Origin of the sequence: Marinobacter sp. 1_MG-2023 (genome assembly GCF_030549045.1) — a bacterium.
Lineage (GTDB): Bacteria > Pseudomonadota > Gammaproteobacteria > Pseudomonadales > Oleiphilaceae > Marinobacter.
This window is the reverse complement of the sequence record NZ_JAUOST010000001.1, coordinates 1,206,249-1,229,947: the sequence shown is the minus strand read 5'-3', so window position 1 is coordinate 1,229,947 and position 23,699 is coordinate 1,206,249. Positions and strand designations below refer to the sequence as shown.

Here is a 23,699-nt window from a genome sequence, read left to right as displayed (position 1 = left end):
CTGCAAGAGATCAAGAACGGCACCCTCAAACCGCCGGCATTCCTGTCCGTCGCGAAAGCTGTATTTGTCGCTGGGTGGCATGCCCGAGGAAGTAGTGCTTAACCCCCTGAACAAACCGAGGAGACATCATGGATCACATTGTTCGCGGCGTACTGAATTTTCACAAAAACATTTACCCGAAGCACAAAGACCTGTTTGGGGCCCTGGCCACCAGCCAGAGCCCGGATGTGCTGTTTATCACCTGTTCTGATTCCCGCATTGACCCGAATATGCTCACAGGCTCTCACCCAGGCGATCTATTCATTTGCAGAAACGCCGGAAATGTTATCCCTCCGCACAGCAACGAAACCGGCAGCATGACAGCGTCGATCGAATATGCCGTCGCGGTTCTCGGCGTACGCCACATTATTGTCTGTGGCCACACAGATTGCGGTGCCATCAAAGGCGCACTGGATATACCAGCATTGAAAGGCTTACCCCACGTCAAGGAATGGCTGGGCCATTGCCGTTCTGCCATGGAGATCGTCCGCGAACGGCACAATATTGCGACCGACGCCTGCCTGGACAGTAAGTACCTCAATGAAGCCATTGAGGAAAACGTGCAGCAACAGGTGCAGCACCTGCGCACGCACCCGGTCGTAGCTGCGAAACTGGCCACTGCTAAAATCGAAGTTCACGGTTGGGTATATGATATCAAGTCGGGGAGCATTCGCTGCTGTGGTCGCGACAGCCTGGAATTCAAGAGTTTTGATCAGTATTACGCCGACTACATCGCCACGTTCAGCGAATAAGCGCTAACTACAACGAAAAAGGCCCCAATATTCTGGGGCCTTTTGCACGTCACTTAACTCAGGCCAAAGTCGCCCACAAATCGTGTTCGTCGGCATGCTCAACAACTGCCTGAACAATCTGTCCCGGCTGCACACTTGTTACATCATTCAGATAAACCATGCCGTCGATTTCCGGCGCATCGGCTTTGGAGCGACCGATGGCGCCTTCTTCGTCTACTTCATCAATCAGCACATCAATGGTGGTGCCGATTTTCGCCTGCAGACGAGCAGCCGAGATTTCGGCCTGCTTGGCCATAAAGCGAGCCAGACGCTCTTCCTTGATCTCTTCCGGCACAGCGCCTTCAATTTCGTTAGCTTTAGCGCCCTCAACCGCACTGTAGGTAAAGGCACCCACGCGATCCAACTGAGCCTCATCCAACCAATCCAGCAGGTACTGGAAATCCTCTTCTGTCTCCCCAGGGAAACCCACAATGAAGGTGGAACGAATGGTCAGTTCCGGGCAGATTTCCCTCCACTTGCGGATGCGGTCAAGAGTTTTGCTATCGTGGGCCGGGCGCTTCATAGCCTTCAGCACCTTCGGGCTGGCGTGCTGGAACGGAATATCCAGATACGGAAGGATCTTACCTTCGGCCATCAGCGGAATAATATCGTCTACATGTGGGTATGGGTAAACATAGTGCAAGCGAACCCACACACCCATCTCGCCAAGGGCCTCACACAACGACTGCATTTTGGTTTTCAGTGGACGTCCTTGCCAGAAACCCGTGCGGTACTTGGTGTCTACACCGTAGGCCGAAGTGTCCTGGGAAATTACCAGCAGTTCTTTCACACCAGCGTCGACCAGGCGTTGGGCTTCATCCATCACGTCACCAATAGGCCGACTGACCAGATCGCCACGCATGGATGGAATAATGCAGAAGGTGCAGCGGTGGTTACAGCCCTCTGAAATCTTGAGATAAGCGTAGTGCCTTGGCGTCAGCTTGATCCCCTGAGGCGGCACCAGATCGGTGAACGGATCATGCTTTTTGGCTTGAGGGACAAACTGGTGCACCGCACCCACCACTTCCTCATAGGCATGAGGACCCGAGACTGCCAGCACACCTGGGTGGGTTTCGCGGATTTTGTCCGCTTCAACACCCATGCAACCGGTAACAATAACCTTGCCATTTTCGCTGATGGCCTCACCAATGGCGTCCAGAGACTCCTGCTTGGCTGCATCAATAAAACCGCAGGTGTTCACCACCACAATGTCTGCATCGTTGTAGGTCGGCACCACATCGTAGCCATCCAGTCGAAGCTGGGTCAGGATACGCTCTGAATCTACCAGTGCTTTCGGACACCCCAGACTGATAAAGCCAACCTTGCCGTTGCTGCCCACTGTGTTCTCGGTTTTTTCTGTCATAAAACGTTCAGGATTCCTGGCGCCCGAGGAGAGCACGCGAATGAATGGAGGCCGGGATTTTACACTAATAAAGCGCCTTTCTGCAGCAAAAGCCGAGATGCACGAAGGGCTAAAGGCTACTGATCTGAATCAAAACTGTGAACTCTTGTTCAGAAAAATATAATAAATCTGCAATAATATACGACACTCAAGTTGCTGATCAGAAAACAAACAACTACACTTTTTGTCGTTTACACGTTGTTCTGAAAGATTATTTAGACTTGAGCATGACCTAACAGTACCCACAAGAGCGCCCATGAAAGCTGCCACAATAAAGCCAAACCTGCGGAATCAGCAACGCGTGGATGTTGTGAGTGATATCCTTATCGAGAAGCCCGATGGATGCCAACTCACCTGCAAAATCTCCAACCTTTCCCGCACAGGCGTGATGGTTTCCTGCAACCAGGAAGCTGTGGACCAGCTCGTACCTCACCTGAAGGCCCCTGCCCCCGGCAACTGGATTGCCGTCAAAGCCCGGTTTTCTGTGCCGGTTCTCCCAACCCAACCGGTATCCATATTGGCCAACGGGAATATCATTCACCTGCGAAGAATGGCCCGGGATGAGTTTCAGCTGGGAATCCAGTTTTCAGATTTTGAAGGCAACGGATTTGATTACATAGACAGCTACGTGCGCGAACTGCTGGCCAACACAAGCAAACCAGCCTGACATCGAAAGATATAAAACACCTACGCCTGTTCCCGGGCGCATCCACGTGATGTGCTATATTTCTATAACTTAAAACTCTAAACGCAAGCCTTCTTATAGCCTTATTGCCTCTGATATGATTGCCGTTCACATTTGCACGCCTTTACGGCCCGCTGCGACAACGGATTATCATGACCACATACAACCTCACGCATCTGAAACAACTGGAAGCGGAAAGCATCCATATCATCCGCGAAGTGGCCGCCGAGTTTGATAACCCGGTCATGCTCTACTCCATTGGCAAAGATTCTGCGGTTATGCTGCACCTGGCTCGCAAGGCCTTCTACCCAGGCAAGCTACCCTTCCCGTTGATGCACGTAGACACGACCTGGAAATTCCGGGATATGATTGATTTTCGGGAACGCAAGGTTAAGGAGTACGGTCTGGATCTGATTGTGCACACCAATCAGGATGGCGTGGACCAGGGCATCGGCCCGTTCACTCATGGCAGCGCCAAACATACAGACGTAATGAAAACCCAGGCACTCAAGCAAGCCCTGGACAAACATGGCTTCGATGCCGCATTTGGTGGCGCTCGCCGGGACGAGGAAAAATCCCGTGCCAAGGAGCGGGTCTATTCTTTCCGCGACGAATATCACCGCTGGGACCCAAAGAACCAGCGTCCGGAACTCTGGAACACCTACAACGGCAAAGTTAATAAAGGTGAAAGTATTCGGGTGTTCCCTCTTTCCAACTGGACCGAGCTGGATATCTGGCAGTACATCTATCTGGAAAACATTGAAATCGTGCCGCTTTACTACTCAGCAGTACGCCCGGTTGTTGAGCGCGACGGATCTCTGATCATGGTGGACGATGATCGCATGCCTTTGAAAGAAGGCGAAAAACCTATGATGAAGTCCATCCGTTTCCGAACCCTTGGGTGTTACCCATTGACCGGCGCGATTGAATCCGAAGCGGACACATTGCCCGAAATCATCCAGGAAATGCTGCTGGCCACCAGCTCCGAGCGCCAGGGCCGCGTGATCGATCACGATTCGGCTGGCTCCATGGAACAGAAAAAGCGGGAAGGGTACTTCTGATATGTCACATCAATCTGATCTCATCGCCGACGATATTCAGGCTTACCTCAAGCAGCATGAAAACAAAGAACTACTGCGCCTGTTGACCTGCGGCAGCGTCGACGACGGCAAAAGCACCCTGATTGGCCGCCTGCTGCACGACACTAAAATGATCTACGAAGATCACATGGCCAGCCTGAAAACCGACAGCGCTAAAATGGGCACCACCGGTGAAAAGCTCGATCTTGCCTTACTGGTAGACGGCTTGCAGGCGGAGCGTGAACAGGGCATCACCATCGACGTTGCCTACCGTTACTTTTCGACCGACAAGCGCAAGTTCATCATTGCCGACACGCCGGGGCACGAGCAATACACCCGCAACATGGCTACCGGCGCATCTACCGCCCAGGTCGCCATCCTGATGATCGACGCCCGTCGCGGGGTGCTAACCCAGACTCGCCGGCATTCCTACATTGCCTCGTTACTTGGCATCCGGCATATCGTTGTAGCCGTTAACAAGATGGACCTGGCGGATTATAGCGAAGACCGCTTCAACGAAATCCGCGAGGAATATCTCGCATTCGCCGCCAAACTTGGGCTGAACGATATCCGTTTTGTGCCAATCTCCGCGCTGGAAGGCGACAACGTTGTGAACCGAAGCAAGAACATGCCGTGGTTCAACGGCCAGCCTTTGATGGAAATCCTCGAAACGGTGGAAGTGGGCCGCGACAAAAATCTGGAACATTTCCGGTTTCCGGTGCAATACGTAACCCGCCCCAATCTGAACTTCCGGGGATTCTGCGGCACCATCGCCTCCGGCGTTATCCGCCCGGGCGAAAAGGTTATGGCTCTGCCCTCCCGGCGCACCAGCACCATTAAGGAAGTCGTGACTTTCGATGGTAACCTGGAAGAAGCTTACATTGATCAGGCCGTCACGCTGACACTTGCGGACGAGATCGATCTCAGCCGCGGCGACATGCTGGTAAAGCCCGAAGACGAGCCGGAAGTCGGCAACCGCTTCAAGGCCAATATCGTGTGGATGACGGATGCGCCTTTACAAACCGGTCGTCTGTATGACATCAAACTGGGCCCCACCTTTACCTCGGGCACGGTTCGGAAAATCCATTATCAGACCGACGTGAACACGCTGGAACAGCATGCAAACCCAGAGCTGCTGCAAGTGAATGAAATCGGCCTCTGTGACCTGACCCTGAGCCAGCCAATTGCATTTGATGCCTATCAGCGCAACCACGCCACAGGCAGTTTTATCGTAATTGACCGGCTATCCAACGTAACCGTTGGTGCCGGCATGATCGACAGCCTGGCAGATACTGTAGGAACCCTTGAGCCAGTTGGCCCGGAAGAACGCGAGCGCAGGCTGGCCCAGCAGCCGACGATTATCGGCTGCTCCGGCAAACAAGCTTCCGCACTTGCATTGGCAGTGGAGCGTGCACTGTTTGACCAGGGCAAGACCGCTGTGGTCCTGAGTGAAGATAATGCAGGTAATGCTGACGACCGCCGACGCACTGCGCAGTTGCTGACAGCCCATGGGCTGATTGCGATTGCTGTGAACATTGGCACGGATGTAGCCAGCGTTTCTAGATCGGCTGATAGTACGGAGGAAGTCTCCGCTGTTGCTGCAGCTTTAGTGCAGGAGCTGGTTCGCGGAAAACGGGTTTAATCTGGGTTTTATAACCAAGACTGGCTGATTAGGTGGGGGCCGCGGGGCGGGGTGTCTTTTCTTCTGGAAAAACAACTCGCTTCGCTCAGACATTTTTTCCGGCAGAAAAGACACCCCGCCCCACGGCTATCAAGCTATGCAGTAATTCTCCCTTTTAGTCGTGAATGTAATCGTTGTACGTGGCAGAATCTGTGGCCCTGAAGGTTTCCTTCGGGGCATTTTTGTTTCTTTATCTGGGACTTTTCTGTTTATGGCCATCAAACACCTTCGCACCGCTTTTTCCAGTCAGTACCAGCCTGGGCAGCCGGCCCGCCTCCAAAGTGGTGAATCCCTACAAGAACCGGGTGGCGACTATGAGGGTCTGCATAAGCAGATGAAGCGGCTGTTTAACAGCAAGCCGGGCAAGAAATACGGACGATTTTCGGATGACATCGGTGAGAGCCCATTTGCAGGCTGGCTGAAAGATTACCTTGAGGATAAGCAGAGTTTTGCGTCTCTTACTGACCGCTTGTTCGGGCAGTGGCAGGAACTGCTTACGGGTTGCCAGGAAGAATTTCAGGGGCAGTTAGTGGTTGTCCATGAGGCGCTGGCCGATTCAGATGTGGTTTATGTACTTATCATGGAAAGCGATGGCGCCCTGCGGTTTGATGGTAACCAGACATTGGATACAACGGATGTGCTGAGCACATCGCGCCTGAACCTTGCGATGCGGGTTGAGCTTGACGACTGGCTGGGCGATAACGCGGCTGAGAACTATCTTACTCTGGTTCATGCCCGTGGCACTGGTGAACCGGGAGAGCTGTTTATACGCTTGTGCGGTTTCACTAACCATGTGGATGTTGAGAAAGAAACCCTGACGTTTCTGGATGCGGTGGAAGCTTTTGCCAAGTCTTCGGAGCCAGAGAAGGCCGGAGAGGTACGCACGCGGGCTTATGAGTTCTGCAAGGAGCAGCATGCGTTGGGTGAGCCGGTTGCCATTGAGGCGTTGTCTGGCTATTTGGACGAAGATAAACCTGAGCGTTTCAAGGAGTTTGCCAGCAAGACTACCGAGATGCCTGAGAGCGGAGTTTTGCACCCGGATCATCGGAAGGTGAAAAAGCTGGTGCGGATCGCGGGTTCTGGTGGTGGCATGAGCGTTTCTTTCTCTTCGGACCTGGTGAATCAGGCGGTGTATTACGACCGGGATAAGGATGCGCTTACGATTACGCGTTTGCCCAAGGCTTTGCGGGAACAACTGGAGAGGTATCTTCAGACAAGAGAGGATTAACTGTCTCCCTTCACCCCGAAAAACGGGGCTGGCTTCCGTGGGGGCTGGCTCCGCGGCGCGGTGCCTCTTTTCTTCTGGAAAAAGCAACTCGCTGCGCTCAGACATCTTTTTCCGGCAGAAAAGAGCCTCCACACCACGGGCCGATCAGGCTGTTGAGGTTTATCCGGTTAGCCTGCTGATTCTGGGTTGTTGTCGGTCCACCTGGAGCGGTTTGCTCTTAGCACTCTTACATCCTGCATCCAGCTTACTCCGTCAACCAGCTCTCCGGTTTCGTGGTCGAGTGGCGGGTATGGCAGATTGCGGTCGTCGCAGTAGCGTTTGACGACAGGCTGACACCAGCTGAACAGCAGGCGGTTGTATTCTTCATCCGGTATGCGCCGGGTGTCGAACAGGCCGGCTTCTTTGCGCTGTCGCTGCGCTTCGGAGAGGATGATCGCACAGGCTGCGGAGACGTTAAGGGATTCGACCATGCCCATCATGGGGATGACGATGTGTTCGTCGGCCTGCGCGGCGGCACCGGCGCTGACACCATCCACTTCATTGCCCATGACGATGGTACAGGGCACGGTAAAGTCTGCGGAGCGGTAGTCAATGGCGCGGTCTGACAGCTGTGCCGCGTAGAGTTTGTGGCCCTGCCCTTTCAGGTTTGCTATGGCATCGTCCATGGTTCTGTGGGTGTGAGGTGTTACCCACTTGAAGCTACCACCGGCGGTTTTACGGAAGGCGCGGAAGCCTTCTTTAGGCCATACCACGTGCATATTGGCAAGCCCGAAAGCGTCGCAGGTTCGCAATATAGCCGAGAGGTTTCTGGGTTTATGAACCTGGTCGGTCAGGACACTCAGGTCTGGCTGACGGGTGTTCAAAACCTGTTTGATGCGGGCAAGGCGTTCAGGTGTCATCGTTTTCTACTGCTGCGTGGGAAGCGGTCATTACTCCGAAGCAAGACGAAGCGGTTGGTGCAGGGGCATCCAAAAACGTGGAGCGCCAAGGATGGCGCGACCGAGCCCTACAGGGAAGTATTTACGGGCGTTTTTTGGATGCCCCTGCACCAACCGCTGACACTCCGAAACTCGATAAACCGCGATAATACCACAGCAAAACTGGCAGATTACCGAGACAACGCTGGTTGCCGAATGATCACACCGTTATAATACGCAGTTCTCCTTTTTAGCGCGCCCGTTCCGGATATTTCAAAGCTCCGGGCGCCAAATACATCCAGTTATGTTGAGACCCATGGCCAAAAAGCTGTTTATCAAGACCCACGGTTGCCAGATGAATGAATACGATTCATCCCGCATGGCCGACCTGCTTAAAACCGGCGAAGCGGTTGAAATGACCGAATCCCCGGACGACGCCGACATCCTGCTGCTGAACACCTGCTCCATTCGTGAAAAAGCCCAGGAGAAGGTCTTTCACCAGCTGGGTCGCTGGAAAAAGCTGAAAGCGAATAAACCGGAACTGATTATCGGTGTCGGCGGCTGTGTCGCCAGCCAGGAAGGCCAGGCCATTCTCGACCGCGCGCCATATGTCGATATGGTTTTTGGTCCTCAAACCCTGCACCGCCTACCGGATATGATTACCGAAGTGCGCATGAAAGGTAACGGCGTTGGCGTCGTGGATGTGAGCTTTCCGGAAATCGAGAAGTTCGACAACCTACCGGAGCCGGGTGCCGATGGCCCCTCGGCGTTTGTATCCATCATGGAAGGCTGTAGCAAATACTGCACCTTCTGCGTGGTGCCCTATACCCGCGGCGAAGAAGTCAGCCGGCCTGCAGACGATGTGATTGCAGAAGTCGCTCATTTGGCAAGCCAGGGTGTACGCGAAGTGAATCTGCTGGGCCAGAACGTGAACGCCTATCGCGGTGAAACCCACGACGGCGATCACATGGACCTGGCAGAGCTTATTACCTTGATAGCCACTATCAACGGTATAGATCGCATCCGTTACACAACGTCGCACCCGGTTGAGTTCACCGATGCGATGATAGACGTGTACGAACAGGTTCCCGAACTGGTCAGCCATTTGCACCTTCCGGTACAAAGCGGCTCGGATCGCATCCTGGCGGCGATGAAACGTGGCCATACGGCACTGGAGTACAAATCCAAGCTTCGTCGCCTGCGTAAAATCCGCCCCGACATCAGTTTTTCTTCAGACTTCATCATCGGTTTCCCCGGGGAAACCGAGAAAGACTTTGAAGACACGATGAAGCTGATCAACGATATCGGTTTCGACATGTCGTTCAGCTTCGTTTACAGCGCCCGCCCTGGAACTCCAGCCTCGGATCTGCCGGACGACACGGAAATGGAAGTGAAAAAGCAGCGCCTTAAGATTCTTCAGGATCGTATCAACCAGACAGTGATGGATATCAGTCGCAAGATGGTGGGTTCTACTCAACGCATTCTGGTAACCGGTCTTTCGAAGAAGGATCCTGGGGAGTATTCCGGGCGCACGGAGAACAACCGGATTGTGAATTTCCGGCACGAAAATCCGGAAATCGTAGGGCATTTCATCGACGTCGAGATTGTTGAGGCTTACGCTAACTCTTTGCGTGGTTTGCCTGTGGATTCTGAACTGTACTAGGCCTGCACTCCAATAGCACCCAAGCTTGAAATGCGTCCTCCCGAAAGGGAGTAAAACGGAGAAAATTTGAATACCAACGATTCCAGACAATTTGACTTACACCCCGCTGACCAGCGCAGGCTAACCACCCTTTGCGGGCAATTTGACGAGAACCTGAAACACGTCGAACGTCGCCTGCAAGTATCGATCAGCCGCCGAGGTCATCACTTCCGGGTGGAAGGTGAAACCGAACATGTTGCCGCCGCAGTGGAGGTCATCCGGCACCTGTACAGGGAAACTGAAGCTACCGATGACATTTCACCGGATACCGTACACCTGTATATCCGGGAAACAGGGTTCGAGCGGCTTCCGGAAGATGTGCCGTTTGATGGCGCGGTAACAATCATTAAAACCCCCAAGCTCACCGCCAAACCTCGGGGAGCGAATCAACAGAAGTACGTGCACAGCATTCGCTCCCACGACATCAATTTTGGTATTGGCCCTGCGGGCACAGGTAAAACCTGGCTGGCCGTCGCTTGCGCGGTGGAAGCACTGAAAGACGAGCAGGTGAAACGAATTCTTTTAGTACGCCCTGCTGTCGAAGCGGGTGAGAAACTGGGCTTTCTGCCCGGTGACCTGGCACAGAAAGTAGACCCTTATCTTCGCCCCCTGTATGACGCGCTTTACGAGATGCTCGGGTTTGACCATGTCACCCGGCTGATTGAAAAAAGCGTGATCGAGATTGCACCGCTTGCATTCATGCGTGGCCGCACCCTCAATAACTCGTTTATTATTCTGGATGAGAGCCAGAACACTACCCGCGAGCAGATGAAAATGTTCCTGACGCGAATAGGCTTTGGCTCTACCGCTGTCATTACCGGCGACACGACTCAAGTCGATTTGCCGCGGGGCCAGAACTCCGGGCTGATACACGCAGCGGGTGTACTTAATAAGGTTACAGGCATTGGCTTTACCCGCTTTGAAGCCAAAGACGTTGTCCGGCATCCGCTGGTTCAGCGAATAGTAGAAGCCTATGACTCGCTCGATGAAACCAGTGGCACCAATAGTAAAGAGAGCGATCGTAAGCGGTGAGCAAACTGACGGTCGATTTCCAAAATGTGGTCGCCGGGCCCGAAGTGCCTGCCGAATCCCTGTTTCAGTCTTGGGCTCAGGCAGCCTGGCTGGGGCAGGAGCCGTCCGAGGTAACCATCCGCATTGTCGGTATTGATGAAAGCCAGGCACTGAATCATCAATATCGTGGTAAGGATAAACCAACCAATGTGTTGTCCTTTCCATTTGAAGCTCCACCCGGTATAACAATGCCGTTGGCCGGAGATCTCGTTATTTGTGCCCCGGTTGTGGAAGATGAGGCCAGAGAACAACACAAACAGACGGCAACTCACTGGGCACACATGGTGATCCACGGTATGTTGCATCTTCAGGGCTATGACCATATTAATGATGAAGACGCAGAGGCCATGGAGGCCCTGGAAATCCGGTTGCTGGCACAGTTTGGGTTCGGCAACCCTTATACAGCAGAGGAAACGGTAAAAGACTCATGAGCGACGATCAGTCGAGTCGCAGCCAGGGCTCCAACAAGTCCTGGCTGGAGCGAATATCACATGCCTTCTCCAGCGGACCAGAATCAATCGAGGATGTGCTGGAAATACTGCGGGATGCTGAATCCCAGGCTATCATCGACGTCGATGCCATGAGCATCATCGAAGGTGCCATGCAGGTTGTGGACATGCGGGTGGAAGAAATCATGATTCCCCGCTCCCAGATGGTCACGGTGCGGGCCCACCAGGATCCGAAAGACTTTCTGGATGAAGTCATTGCGTCTGCTCATAGCCGGTTCCCGGTTATTGGAGACAGCCAGGACGATGTTATTGGCGTGCTTCTCGCCAAAGACCTTTTGCCGCTCGCTCTCAACAACGACATGGACTGGTCTCATGTTCGTGAGATCTTGCGCCCGCCAACGTTTGTTCCAGAGAGCAAGCGCCTGAACCAGCTTCTCAAGCAGTTCAAGGAAAACCGCAATCACATGGCAATCGTTGTGGATGAGTACGGCGGAACGGCAGGGTTGATCACCATTGAAGATGTGCTGGAGCAAATCGTCGGAGAAATCGAGGACGAGCACGATTTCGATGAAGAAACCCACATCAAGGCTCGCGGTGACGGTTCCTATGCGGTGAAAGCCGTAACACCCGTCGATGACTTCAATGAGTTCTTCAAGACGGGGCTGGATGAAGAAGACTTCGATACCATTGGCGGCGTAGTGCTCAAGGAATTCGGACACCTGCCCAGACGAGGCGAAACGGTTGAATTCGGTGGTTTGCGGTTTACCATTGCCAACGCTGATAACCGTGTCATCCGTCTGTTACAGGTAACCCGTAGTGAGCAGTGACGACTTAAAACCTCTCATTTCCTCCGCTCACCCTTTATTGCCCAACCGCTGGTTCAGTATGGCAACCCTTTTGGTTGCCGGCGCGCTGCAGACCCTGACCTTCTCACCCTTTCACCTGTGGTGGCTTGGCCCGGTTTCCATTTTGCTTATTTTGCTGGTCACCATCCCCCTTCCGGCGAAAAAGCTCTTCGCCGCTGGCTGGCTGACCGGATTGGGCCTGTTCGCTTCTGGCGCGAGCTGGGTTTACATCAGTATCAGCGAATTCGGCAACACGCCCATTCCCGTTTCAGTTTTGCTCACCGCGGCGTTTGTGGCGGGCCTGGCTCTGTTTCCTGCTATCGCCTTCTGGTTCTGGGGCAACTTGGCGAAAGCAAGTGCTGTGCGGCGCCTTATCCTCTTCCCGGCCATCTGGATTCTCGGGGATTGGCTGCGAGGCTGGCTGCTTACCGGCTTTCCCTGGCTGTATCTGGGCACAGCTCACACTGATGGCCCCTTGGCCGGTCTTGCCCCGGTTGTTGGCGTGCATGGCCTCACCTTTTGGATCGCGACCAGTGGCGCGGCAATCTTTGCGGCCGGCTGGCTTATCGCAAAGCAACGTCATACAAGCGCCGGAATTCTGATAGTGGCAACCCTTGTCCCCTGGCTTGCAGCACCTGCTCTGAACCGCGTTGACTGGACGGACATTAGTAACGAACCCACCTCGGTTGCTGCCATGCAGGGCAATATTCCACAGTTAATGAAATGGGACCCGGAGTTTCTGAAGGATCAGATTGTGGCGTATCTGGGTATGACCGAGCCGTATTGGGATACCGATTTGATTCTCTGGCCCGAGACCGCCATTCCCATCCCCCAGGATCAGGCGGGAAAAATCATTGAGCACATCAAAGAGAACCTTGGGGAAGACAGCACTCTGATCACCGGCATTCCCTGGTATGGCGTCAGCGCCCGGACGGGCGAATTCACGTATCACAACAGCATTACGGCCATCGGCAATGGTAACGGGATCTATCACAAGCAAAAACTGGTGCCTTTTGGAGAGTATGTTCCGCTGGAGGGTATTCTTCGGGGGCTTATCGGCTTTTTTGATCTGCCGATGTCGAGCTTTACACCTGGTCCGCAGGGCCAGGGACCGTTAATAGCCAATAACACCCGGGTAATGCCTTTTATTTGCTATGAGGTCGCTTACCCGGATTTTCTGGCCCGCAATGCGGTAAATTCGGATTTGCTACTAACGATCAGTAACGATGGCTGGTTCGGGGATTCGGTAGGGCCGTTACAGCATTTGCAAATTGCTCGCATGAGGGCGCTGGAAACCGGTCGTTATATGATTCGCGGCACCAACAATGGAGTGACGGCGATCATTGATCACAGAGGACAGATCACGGCACGCATTCCGCAATTTGAGCGTGCGGTGCTTACGGGAGATGTATTCAAGGCCAGCGGCAGTACCCCTTACATGATGACGGCTTCCTGGCCGGTTTTGACTTTGGCGTTGATCCTGATCGTGTTTGTTCGCGAGCGGGTTATTCCTAAGAACTGACTCTGTTCAGGTTTTGGTGCCTGCAATTGTATCCGGGGTGTCACCACCCCAGTTGTCAGGCTGGCATCAGCTTTCTTTCCTCGGCCAACGGCTGGTCACCCGCTTGTAGTATTGTGAACCGCAAGCTTCGCAAGGCTCCAGGTGACTTGTGGAGGTGAGGCACAGCATGTGCTTGCAGTTCAGGCATTGGAACATGCCGGCGGTTGCAACTTCACCGGCGATATACTTTCCTGCATCGTGACTTTCGAGCTTTTGCCGCAGCGCCAGCGTGTCCACCATGGTCTGATCTGCGACTGACAGCAAACGCTCAGTGAGGCCCGTTTCCAAAAGTGATATATCGAGCTGAAGCCATTCCGCGAGCCCTTCACCAGTTTCATCCACAAAATGTATGAGGTGCTCCAGATCCCTCTGAAGGTAAGCCCCAAGGAGGCCGATTTCGTCCCTGGTCATCTTCTCCAGTTCCGCTTCCACTTCTATCGCCCTATCAACCTCCTCTTCCAGGGTTTCCAGCGTGGTGTCCTGCGCTGTACGCAAGCGGCTCTGAACCTGCTCAAGCATACGGTCATAAGCTTCAAGAGCCTGGCCCGAGAGATGGTGTCTTTCCGGACGAGTCATAGCATTTTCCTTTTGTGAATGCCCTTGCTTCATTGTGGTCCATGATCTGCAGCCGAACAAGCACCAGGCAGCAGTTGTGGCAACATGTTTCACGTCCGAGCAGCCGGACTACCTGTTACGCCTTGTGTGCGTTAGAATGTTCGGCCGCTCCGCACATCATTTTATACAGGGTAACTTTGGTAATGGCAGGTATGGACGAGCAGTACAACCCCCGTGACGTAGAACAGAATGCGCGCACCTTCTGGGAAGAGAACAAAACCTTTGAAGTCAGGGAAGAGCCGGGTAAGCCGAAATACTACTGCCTCTCCATGTTCCCCTACCCCAGTGGCAAGCTCCACATGGGACACGTTCGAAACTATACCATCGGAGACGTGATCTCACGCTACCAGCGCATGCAAGGCAAAAACGTGATGCAGCCCATGGGCTGGGACGCGTTTGGGTTACCCGCGGAGAACGCGGCCATTGCCAACAAGACTGCACCAGCAAAGTGGACCTACGCCAATATCGAATACATGAAAAACCAGCTAAAACAGCTGGGTTTCGGGTACGACTGGAACCGCGAACTGGCTACCTGCAAGCCGGATTATTACCGCTGGGAACAATGGTTCTTTGCGCGCCTTTATGAAAAAGGCCTGGTTTACAAGAAAATGTCTACAGTGAACTGGGATCCTGTCGACCAAACCGTTCTTGCAAATGAACAGGTTGTTGATGGCCGGGGATGGCGCTCTGGTGCCCTGGTTGAGCAGAAAAAGATACCCCAGTGGTTTATCCGCATTACCGATTACGCCGAAGAGCTGCTGAACGACATGGACGATCTTGATGGGTGGCCGGAGCAGGTCAAGACCATGCAGCGCAACTGGATCGGCAAGTCTGTAGGTACAGAGCTGACCTTCCCTCTGAAGGACAGCGAGGACAGCCTGACGGTCTATACTACGCGCCCCGACACCCTGATGGGTGTGAGTTATATGGCAGTCGCTGCGGAGCACCCGCTGGCCAAAGCTGCCGCTGAGCGCCATCAGAATGTTGCCAGCTTTGTGGCTGAATGCGGTAACAGCAAGGTTGCCGAAGCTGACATGGCCACCATGGAAAAGAAAGGCGTTGACACCGGATTCAAAGCCATTAATCCGCTTACGCATGAAGAGATACCGGTGTGGGTCGCCAATTTTGTACTCACCGATTACGGTACCGGCGCCCTGATGGCGGTCCCGGGCCATGATGAACGCGACCACGAGTTTGCGCTCAAGTATCGCTTGCCGATCAAACAGGTTATTGCGGCCACCGACGGTCGTGAGATAGACGTGCAAGAGGAGGCCTTTACAGGCAAAGGTGTACTGGTTTCTTCCGGGAAATACACTGGCCTGACCAGCGACGAGGCCTTTGACGCCATTGCCGACCATTTGGAAGAGACCGGCATTGGCAAACGCACCGTAAACTACCGCCTTCGTGATTGGGGTGTGTCTCGCCAGCGTTACTGGGGTGCGCCCATTCCCATGATGACCATGGAGGATGGCACCCAACGCCCGGTACCGGATGATCAGCTACCGGTTCGCCTACCTGAAGATGTCGAGATGGACGGCGTGCAGTCCCCGATCAAAGCCGACCCCGAATGGGCAAAAACTTCTTTCAATGGCCAGCCGGCAACGCTGGAAACCGATACCTTCGACACCTTCATGGAGTCGTCCTGGTACTACGCCCGCTTCTGCAGCCCGAACTACGACAAAGGCATGCTGGACCCTGCGGCTGCGAACTACTGGCTACCGGTAGATCAGTATATAGGTGGTATCGAACACGCCATTCTCCACCTGCTTTACGCGCGCTTCTTCCATAAGCTGTTGCGTGACGTTGGTCTGGTGACCAGCTCCGAGCCTTTCAAGCAGTTGCTGACTCAGGGAATGGTGCTTGCAGACACTTACTATCGCGACGACGAAAAAGGCGGCAAGGTCTGGATTGCGCCCGCAGATGTTATTGTAGAACGGGACGAAAAAGGACACGCAGTTGGCGCTGTTCACAAGGACGACGGGCAACCTGTTATCGCCGGCGGCGTAACCAAGATGTCCAAATCAAAGAATAATGGCATAGATCCGCAATCGATCATTGATGCTCACGGCGCCGACACCGTGCGCCTGTTCATGATGTTTGCCGCACCCCCCGAGCAGTCTCTTGAGTGGTCAGACAGCGCCGTAGAGGGCGCACACCGCTTCCTGAAGCGTCTTTGGCGGCTGGCGCATGAGCAGGTGGCCGGCGGAGGCGCACCCGCTCTGGACGTAGGTGCGCTGAATAGTGCCCAGAAAGACCTGCGACGCAAAACCCACGAAACTATAACCAAGGTTAGCGACGATATAAGCCGTCGCCTGACCTTCAATACAGCCATTGCTGCGGTGATGGAGTTATTGAATGATGTTAGCCGCCTGAATGGCGACGAACCGCAAACGCGGGCCGTCCGCCAGGAGGCACTGGAAGCCGCAGTTGTTATGCTGGCACCGATTGTGCCGCACATATGCCATACCCTCTGGGAGGCTCTTGACCATCAGGGTCCCGTTGTTGATGCGCCCTGGCCGGCAGCAGATGAGGCCGCCATGGTCCGCAGCGAGATTCAAGTAGTGCTTCAGGTTAATGGTAAGGTGCGCGCCAAGGCAGACGTTCCCGCAGACATCAGCAAGCCTGATCTCGAAGCGCTGGCCCTGGAAAACGAAAATGTTTTGCGTTTTATTGAAGGCGTGACCGTTCGCAAAGTGATTGTTGTGCCCGGTAAACTGGTTAACGTGGTGGCTAACTGATATGCGGCTTTGCACCTTGCAGCTAAACGCAGCCAGACTGATTGCCATCAGTGTGATGGCGGCCAGTCTGGGAGCCTGTGGTTTTCAGTTACGGGGTGCATCACCAGTTTCGTCGGCTCTTGAACCTCTGCATCTCGATTGCCAGGCCCCTGTACCCACCGCCCTATGTGTGGCGGTTCGGAATCAGCTTGAGCTTGGCGGTGTGCTGCTGGCTTCGGACGAAGAAGCAAAATATCACCTCAAGATCCGAAATTTCGAACAGGATCGCCGAGCCTCCGCAATTACCGTTCAGGCTGCGGCCGCCGAATACACTCTCAGACACTCGGTTAACCTCGAAGTGATCAGTGGCGATGGCATTCCTATTATCGCCAGTACTCGCCTCTCAACGTCTGAAAGTTACAGGTACGATGAAACCAACGTGTTAGCCAAACAGCGCGAGGAAGAAAACCTGCAACAGCAACTGAGCGACCGTCTGGCGCAGCAGATCATCTTCCGCCTTGTGCCCCTCACTCAGGAGCGACTACAGGAGATCCGGAGCAGCCACACTAAGGCTATTACCCCGGCTAACGATCAACCACCTGTCAAACCATGAAGACGAATCCGGGCCAACTGTCACAGTTGCTGCGCAAAGGCCTGGCTCCGGTCTATCTGGTTTCCGGAGATGAGCCTCTGTTGGTACAGGAGTGCTGTGATCAGATCCGGGGTGCTGCAAGAGAAGCTGGCTTCGAGGACCGCCTGACCTTTCACGCTGATCAGCAACTCGACTGGAATATCGTTGCCGACGAATTCAATGCCATGTCCCTGTTTGCCGAGCGCCGTCGAATCGAAATCCGTTTGCCTACAGGAAAGCTGGGAGATGGCCGCGCGGTTCTTGAACGGGTGCTTGCTCAGCCTCCCGAGGATATTATTGTCCTTCTGATCAGCACGCGCCTGGACGCAGCAGAAACCAGACGCAAATGGTACAAGGAACTACAATCTAAAGGCGTTCACGTACCTGTATGGCCGGTGGATGCAGACAAGTTTCAGGGCTGGCTTCAGCAAAGAGCGGGAAACCGGGGGCTGAGCCTGACCCGGGGAGCCCTGGCGATGCTGGCAGAAAGGCTTGAGGGCAATTTGCTCGCTGCCAGCCAGGAGCTTGATCGGTTATCGCTTCTTACCAACGGGAACACCATTGACGAGGAGACGATTGAACAGGCCGTTCAGGACAGTTCACGCTTCAATGGTTTCGAACTTGTTACCGAGCTTATCAGTGGGCGTGCGCCCCATGCCGGGAAGATGATTGGTGTACTGCAACAGGAAGGTGAAAACCCCCTCGGCCTTCTTGCAGTATTGAGCCGTGACCTCAATCTTTTGCTGGAACTGAAGACCGGCGAGAACAGAACAGAAAACCCGTCGGCATTTTTCAAGAAACGTGGCGTCTTTCAACCCCAACGAGCCAGGGCATTGGAGCAGGCAGCCCGGCGCCTGAATCCGATGCAACTGCAGGAAGCCATAAAACTATGCAGCCAGATAGATCGCGCAGCTAAAGGCTTTGACGAACTCTCCCCCTGGCATTATCTGAGGGATATGTCTGCACTGCTGGCAGCCAGATCCTGACATGGGTCAAAAGCACCCGATATAGGGCCTTCTTGGCCTATCTGTCACTTGACAGTTTTTCGTGACCAAGCGCATGGTTAAGGCATCACTAACTCAAAGAGGTGCCTGGCATGGGTCTTCAAGAAGAACTCAAAACTCTCTCGGATAAAATCAAACAGTATCGTGATGAGGCTCGCGTGCAACTCCACCTGGCTCGTCAGGACGTTAAGGATGAGTTCGATGAGCTCGATCAGGAGTGGGATAAGTTCAGAGCCCGTTTTGATCAGGTAATGGACGATGCAAACGAAGTATCCCAGGAAGCACGCCAGACAGCCAAGAAACTGGGAGAAGATCTTAAGACGGGTTACGAGAGCATTCGCAATAAAATGAAGTAAAGTGTTAAACCGTTAACAGAACGCTACAAAACTTTACCTTTAGGGGCCCCGGTACCGAGGCCCTTGTGTCATAGTTCCTCTAGAAGTGAATCGAGCGTCATTGTTTTTATGACGGCACCGCCTGGTCGTATGCTCCAAGACCAAATAAGGCCTGTTCCGCCAAGACGCCCGCAGACGCTGAGAGGTATAAATGACATATGAAAAAGTTGTTGATCATCCCCATCGCCCTCGCTTTTATGCTGACCGCGACTTTTGTTATCGGTCAGAACACCCGCTTTAGTGACCCGGCAACCGTTATCAAAGAACAGTTCTGGGGCAACCTGTATGCGAGCGGTGGCCAGTCATTTTTCTGCGATGCGCCATTTTCCCGAAAAAGCTTCACGCTGACGGAAGGCTACATTTATCCGCTTGCGGATGTGCGTAACGCGCTCTCATGTGGCACCGCACGCCAGTGCGAGCAGGACAACCGCTATCGCCAGATAGCTTCTGATCTTCACAACATGATTCCGGTGCGGAGTCGTACCGAGCTTCGGCGGAGGAATGCCCGCTACGAAGACCTTGGAGAAACGGTCAAACAAGATGACTGTGGTATCCGGGAAAGCAGCCAGTTCTTTGAACCGCCCACCAGAGTCAAAGGTGATGTTGCCCGAAGCATGAGCTATATGGTTAACACCTACAGCCTTCCCTGGCTTGGATCCGCACATGTATTCCAGAATTGGAACCGTGCGGATCCTCCTGACGACAGAGAAGTGTCCCGCCACAAAAGAGTTGCGGAAATTCAGGGCAATGAAAACCCCTATATAACCGACCCAACTCGGATTGAGCACCTTTAACGCTGCGGCTGATCGAGTCAGGCCTCGCACAACTGAAATAGCAAAAAAAAAGCAGGCCCGAGGGCCTGCTTTTTTCATTCCGCCGGAGGTATCAGAACTCCTCGGCAGTTAGCGCCATCATGGATTCACTGCCGCTACGAATACCCTCTGCAAGCGAAACGGTTTTCGGCAACAGACGATCGAAATAGAAACGTGCGGTTTTCAGCTTGCCACTGTAGAAGCCGGAGGTGTCGTCACCGGCTTTCGGTGCCGCCGCCTTAACAATACGCGCCCACATGTAGCCCAATGCGGTCAACCCGAACAGGTCGAGATAATCTACTGAAGCCGCGCCAATGGCATCGGGGTTGTCAGAAGCCTGTTTGATAACGTGCTCGGTGACGTCCGAGAGGCGTTCGAGTGCGGCGGCAAGCGGTTCCAGATATGGACGCAAGCTCTCTTCGCCGCTGTTTTCCTCAATAAAGGCGGCCATATCCTCGGCAAACAACTCATACAGCTTACCCTGGCTTCCAACCACCTTGCGCCCCATGAGATCCAGTGCCTGAATGCCGTTGGTGCCTTCGTAGATCTGGGTAATGCGACAGTCACGAACCAACTGTTCCTGGCCCCATTCACGGATAAACCCGTGGCCACCAAACACTTGCTGGCCCATGATGCAGGTATCCAGACCGCGGTCTGTCAGAAATGCTTTTGCAACCGGCGTCAGCAGCGCAACCAGGCCTTCAGCGTGGGTGCGACGATCCTGTTCAGCAGCATCGGCGTATTTGGAGATGTCCAACCACTGCGCCACATACGTTGAGAAGGCGCGACCGCCTTCGACGTAGCCCTTCATCGTCAACAGCATGCGGCGCACATCCGGGTGTACCAGAATTGGATCTGCCGCTTTATCAGGCTGTTGCGCGCCGGTAGGGGCGCGGCTCTGAATACGTTCCATGGCGTATTCCCGGGCGCTTTGCAGGGAAGCTTCTGCAGCGCCGATACCCTGGATACCTACGCCCAAACGCTCATAGTTCATCATGGTGAACATGGCGTTCAGACCCTTGTTCTCCTCACCCACGAGCCAGCCTTTGGCTCCGTCAAAGTTCATTACGCAGGTCGCAGAGCCTTTGATGCCCATCTTTTTCTCGATGGAGCCGCAGCTCAGACTGTTACGCTCGCCCAGCGAACCATCATCGTTCACCATGAACTTGGGCACCAGGAGCAGAGAGATACCCTTGGGACCTTTGGGCGCGCCGGGCAACTTGGCCAGTACGAGGTGAATAATGTTTTCCGCCATGTCGTGATCGCCCCAAGTTATAAAAATCTTGGTGCCAGTCACATTGAACGAGCCATCGCCATTGGGTTCAGCTTTCGTGCGGATGATACCCAGATCAGTTCCTGCGTGCGGCTCCGTCAGATCCATTGCACCGGACCAGACACCCGAGTACATATTGGGGAGGTACTTTTCCTTCAGTTCCTGGCTGCCATGGGCATCCAATGAGAGGCAGGCACCGGCGGTCAGCATGGGGGCCAGGCCAAACGCCATATTCGCGCCCTGTAGCATTTCCTCAAACTGGGCAACCAGCGTTTTTGGCATGCCCATACCACCAAACTCGGGGTTGCCACCGAGGCCGTTCCAGCCGCCTTCTACAATCGTTTGGTAAGCTTCTTTAAAACCATCTGGCGTAGTTACTTCGCCTTCGGTCCATTTGCAGCCCTGCTCGTCCCCTTCGCGATTCAGGGGTGCCAGCACGCCACTCGTAATTTTGCCGGCTTCTTCAAGGATCGCATCTGCGGTTTCGGGGTCCACGTTTTCAGCGACCTTTGGCAATGATGCCCAAAGTGCCGGAGCATCAAAAACTTCGTTCAGGATAAAACGCATGTCACGCAATGGTGCCTGATAATCAGCCATCAAAACTCTCCAATTTCATAACAGTCTGTCTGTGCAGATGGCAGCAGTGCAAAGCCAGCTCACCTGCTCGGTCCGTGTGTCCGGGGTTGTTATATTTTATTGGCGCACATTCTAACTCAAACCCGGCCGTAACTCATGAAAAAAGCCCGGCTCCTGAGAGCACGGGCTTTTTTTGCCGGTTAATCAGCAACGCTTTCCAGAATCAGATAGCGAAAGCTTCTTCCGGCATATCCAGCAGGGTGTCAGCACCCGCCAGCATAGTCACAGCGTGCGTCTTGGTACGCGGAAGCATGCGGGCGAAATAGAAGCGTGCAGTCTGCAACTTGGCGTTGTAGAACAGCTCTTCCGTAGTACCTTCTGCCAGTTTTTCCTGGGCGATCTTCGCCATACGAGCCCAAAGGTAGCCAAATACCGCATAGCCAGAGTACATCAGGTAATCAACAGACGCGGCACCGACTTCCTCACGGTTCTTCATGGCAGTCATGCCCACTTTCATGGTCAGGTCGCCCCACTCCTTGTTGATCGCGTTCAACGGCTCGATGAACGGCTTCATCTGCTCATTGTCAGCGTTTTCTTTGCAGAAGGTGTGAACCAGCTTGGTGAAGCCTTTCAGAGACTCGCCCTGGGTCATCAATACTTTACGACCCAACAGATCCAGCGCCTGGATGCCGGTAGTACCCTCGTAGATCATGCCGATGCGGGAATCACGAACATTCTGTTCCATTCCCCACTCGGAGATAAACCCGTGGCCACCAAACACCTGCATTCCCAGGTTAGCCGCTTCATAGCCAATTTCGGTTAGAAACGCCTTGGCAATCGGGGTCAGGAAGCCAAGCAACTCATCGGCCTCTTTACGCTCTTCATCTGACTTGCCACGCTCAACGAGATCGGCTTTTTGGGCAGTCATGTAGATCAGTGCACGTGCGCCTTCTGCAACGGCTTTTTGGGTCAGCAGCATGCGACGAACGTCCGGGTGAACGATAATCGGGTCTGCAATGCCTTCCGGATTCTTGGCGCCACTCAGGGAACGCATGGCCAGACGGTCTTTGGCGTAGGCCAGTGACCCCTGGAAGCCCAGCTCCGCAGCGCCGAGGCCCTGAATGGCCGTACCAATACGGGCGACATTCATAAAGGTGAACATGCAGTTCAGGCCCTTGTTCTCTGGCCCGATCAGCCAACCTTTGGCACCGTCAAAGTTCATGACACAGGTAGCGTTGCCATGGATACCCATCTTATGTTCGATAGAACCACAGGATACCGCGTTGCGCTCTCCGGCAGAGCCGTCTGCCGCGGGCAAGCACTTGGGTACGATGAACAGGGAAATGCCCTTGGTACCTTCTGGTGCGCCTGGCAAACGTGCCAAAACAACGTGAACGATGTTGTCGGTCAGGTCATGTTCACCGGCCGAGATAAAGATTTTGGTGCCGGTGATACTATAGGAACCGTCTGCGTTGGGCTCTGCCTTGGTGCGCAGAGTGCCTAGATCCGAACCACAGTGAGCTTCAGTCAGGCACATGGTGCCAGTCCACTCACCGCTGATCATTTTGGTAAGGTAAGTCTGCTTCTGCTCTTCAGTGCCGTGCGCTTCAAGCGTGTTAATCGCGCCATGGCTCAGGCCCGGGTACATGCCCCAGGACCAATTGGATGTGCCGTTCATTTCGCTCATGACAATGCCGAGCGAGCTTGGAAGGCCCTGGCCACCGTAATTAGGGTCTGCAGCCAGTGACGGCCAGCCGCCTTCAACGTACTGGTTGTATGCTTCTTTGAAGCCTGTCGGTGTTTTTACACCGTTTTCGCTCCAGGTGCAGCCTTCCCTGTCACCAACGGTGTTCAGTGGGGACAGTACCTGTTCAGCAAACTTCGCACCTTCCTGAATAATGGCATCAACCATATCCGGAGTTGCGTCTTCCGCGCCTTCCAGACTGGCGTAGTGGGTCTCGCTGTCGAGCAGCTCGTTCATTACGAATTTGATATCACGCAGGGGCGCTTTGTACTCAGGCATGTAAACCACCTCGGTTTTCGGTCTTGGCTGAAAAGAAATAACAGCTTGTGGCCTTGGGTTTGCTCAGACACTGCAGACTGGTGTGCCGCAGCATTAATTAAACACTTGTTTGAAACATACGTTTAGAGGCACAGAATTGTCAATAGCCGGGCGAATAATTTGTGCAGAAATTGGGCACCGACGCAGATTTCCCCGGTGCATGC

The 23,699-nt window shown here is 54.0% G+C and carries 20 protein-coding genes; 15 read left to right on the top strand and 5 right to left on the bottom strand.

Going from position 1 to position 23,699, the window contains the following annotated elements; all coding sequences use genetic code 11:
• The first annotated feature begins 128 nt into the window (after window positions 1-128).
• Entirely contained in the window at window positions 129-791 is a 663-nt protein-coding gene (locus Q4606_RS05630) for a carbonic anhydrase (RefSeq protein WP_303597369.1), read from the top strand.
• A gap of 58 nt (window positions 792-849) precedes the next feature.
• Here Q4606_RS05630 and rimO read toward each other — a convergent pair whose 3' ends face one another.
• On the bottom strand, window positions 850-2,193 hold the full coding sequence (gene rimO, locus Q4606_RS05625) for a 30S ribosomal protein S12 methylthiotransferase RimO (RefSeq protein ID WP_303597370.1): 1,344 nt from the start codon (window positions 2,191-2,193) through the stop codon (window positions 850-852).
• A gap of 295 nt (window positions 2,194-2,488) precedes the next feature.
• On the opposite strand from rimO, the gene Q4606_RS05620 reads away from it, so the two are divergent.
• From Q4606_RS05620 to Q4606_RS05605, 4 genes are all read left to right on the top strand, one after another.
• Window positions 2,489-2,899, top strand: a complete 411-nt coding sequence (locus Q4606_RS05620; protein WP_303597371.1) for a PilZ domain-containing protein — start codon at window positions 2,489-2,491, stop codon at window positions 2,897-2,899.
• Window positions 2,900-3,069: 170 nt separating this feature from the next.
• Window positions 3,070-3,978 carry a sulfate adenylyltransferase subunit CysD gene (gene cysD, locus Q4606_RS05615; protein ID WP_303597372.1) on the top strand — a complete coding sequence of 303 codons (909 nt, stop codon included), beginning with the start codon at window positions 3,070-3,072 and terminating at the stop codon, window positions 3,976-3,978.
• Between the two features lies 1 nt (window position 3,979).
• Window positions 3,980-5,638 (top strand): sulfate adenylyltransferase subunit CysN, encoded by a 1,659-nt coding sequence (gene cysN / locus Q4606_RS05610; RefSeq protein WP_303606917.1) that lies wholly within the window; start codon window positions 3,980-3,982, stop codon window positions 5,636-5,638.
• Window positions 5,639-5,888: 250 nt separating this feature from the next.
• Complete coding sequence (locus Q4606_RS05605) at window positions 5,889-6,905, top strand: nucleoid-associated protein (protein WP_303606916.1); 1,017 nt, start codon at window positions 5,889-5,891, stop codon at window positions 6,903-6,905.
• Window positions 6,906-7,072: 167 nt separating this feature from the next.
• On the opposite strand, the gene trmH is transcribed toward Q4606_RS05605, so the two are convergent.
• Window positions 7,073-7,804, bottom strand: coding sequence for a tRNA (guanosine(18)-2'-O)-methyltransferase TrmH (gene trmH / locus Q4606_RS05600; RefSeq protein ID WP_303606915.1), 732 nt, complete (start codon window positions 7,802-7,804; stop codon window positions 7,073-7,075).
• Window positions 7,805-8,138: 334 nt separating this feature from the next.
• Here trmH and miaB point away from each other — a divergent pair, with 334 nt between their 5' ends.
• From miaB to lnt, 5 genes are all read left to right on the top strand, one after another.
• Window positions 8,139-9,485, top strand: a complete 1,347-nt coding sequence (gene miaB, locus Q4606_RS05595) for a tRNA (N6-isopentenyl adenosine(37)-C2)-methylthiotransferase MiaB (protein ID WP_303597376.1) — start codon at window positions 8,139-8,141, stop codon at window positions 9,483-9,485.
• A gap of 66 nt (window positions 9,486-9,551) precedes the next feature.
• Entirely contained in the window at window positions 9,552-10,556 is a 1,005-nt protein-coding gene (locus tag Q4606_RS05590) for a PhoH family protein (protein ID WP_303597377.1), read from the top strand.
• Window positions 10,553-11,026, top strand: coding sequence for an rRNA maturation RNase YbeY (gene ybeY, locus Q4606_RS05585; protein ID WP_303597378.1), 474 nt, complete (start codon window positions 10,553-10,555; stop codon window positions 11,024-11,026). The genes Q4606_RS05590 and ybeY overlap by 4 nt, the downstream gene beginning before the upstream one ends.
• Entirely contained in the window at window positions 11,023-11,871 is an 849-nt protein-coding gene (locus Q4606_RS05580; RefSeq protein WP_303597379.1) for an HlyC/CorC family transporter, read from the top strand. The genes ybeY and Q4606_RS05580 overlap by 4 nt, the downstream gene beginning before the upstream one ends.
• A 58-nt stretch (window positions 11,872-11,929) precedes the next feature.
• Complete coding sequence (gene lnt / locus Q4606_RS05575; protein ID WP_303606914.1) at window positions 11,930-13,411, top strand: apolipoprotein N-acyltransferase; 1,482 nt, start codon at window positions 11,930-11,932, stop codon at window positions 13,409-13,411.
• Between the two features lie 66 nt (window positions 13,412-13,477).
• Here the strand turns inward: lnt and Q4606_RS05570 are convergent, their stop codons facing one another.
• Window positions 13,478-14,026 (bottom strand): zinc ribbon-containing protein, encoded by a 549-nt coding sequence (locus Q4606_RS05570; protein ID WP_303597381.1) that lies wholly within the window; start codon window positions 14,024-14,026, stop codon window positions 13,478-13,480.
• A gap of 191 nt (window positions 14,027-14,217) precedes the next feature.
• On the opposite strand from Q4606_RS05570, the gene leuS reads away from it, so the two are divergent.
• From leuS to Q4606_RS05545, 5 genes are all read left to right on the top strand, one after another.
• Window positions 14,218-16,803, top strand: a complete 2,586-nt coding sequence (gene leuS, locus Q4606_RS05565; protein WP_303607018.1) for a leucine--tRNA ligase — start codon at window positions 14,218-14,220, stop codon at window positions 16,801-16,803.
• A gap of 16 nt (window positions 16,804-16,819) precedes the next feature.
• Window positions 16,820-17,395, top strand: coding sequence for an LPS assembly lipoprotein LptE (lptE, locus tag Q4606_RS05560; RefSeq protein WP_303606913.1), 576 nt, complete (start codon window positions 16,820-16,822; stop codon window positions 17,393-17,395).
• Window positions 17,392-18,399, top strand: a complete 1,008-nt coding sequence (gene holA / locus Q4606_RS05555; RefSeq protein ID WP_303597383.1) for a DNA polymerase III subunit delta — start codon at window positions 17,392-17,394, stop codon at window positions 18,397-18,399. The genes lptE and holA overlap by 4 nt, the downstream gene beginning before the upstream one ends.
• 110 nt (window positions 18,400-18,509) lie before the next feature.
• On the top strand, window positions 18,510-18,773 hold the full coding sequence (locus Q4606_RS05550) for a hypothetical protein (protein ID WP_303597384.1): 264 nt from the start codon (window positions 18,510-18,512) through the stop codon (window positions 18,771-18,773).
• A gap of 197 nt (window positions 18,774-18,970) precedes the next feature.
• The gene (locus Q4606_RS05545) at window positions 18,971-19,606 is read left to right on the top strand and encodes an endonuclease (RefSeq protein ID WP_303597385.1); all 636 of its coding nucleotides are present in this window, start codon (window positions 18,971-18,973) and stop codon (window positions 19,604-19,606) included.
• Window positions 19,607-19,697: 91 nt separating this feature from the next.
• Here Q4606_RS05545 and Q4606_RS05540 read toward each other — a convergent pair whose 3' ends face one another.
• Window positions 19,698-21,494: an acyl-CoA dehydrogenase C-terminal domain-containing protein gene (locus tag Q4606_RS05540; protein ID WP_303597386.1), complete on the bottom strand. Its 1,797-nt coding sequence runs from the start codon at window positions 21,492-21,494 to the stop codon at window positions 19,698-19,700.
• Between the two features lie 202 nt (window positions 21,495-21,696).
• Window positions 21,697-23,496 (bottom strand): acyl-CoA dehydrogenase C-terminal domain-containing protein, encoded by a 1,800-nt coding sequence (locus Q4606_RS05535; RefSeq protein WP_303606912.1) that lies wholly within the window; start codon window positions 23,494-23,496, stop codon window positions 21,697-21,699.
• Window positions 23,497-23,699: the final 203 nt, after the last annotated feature.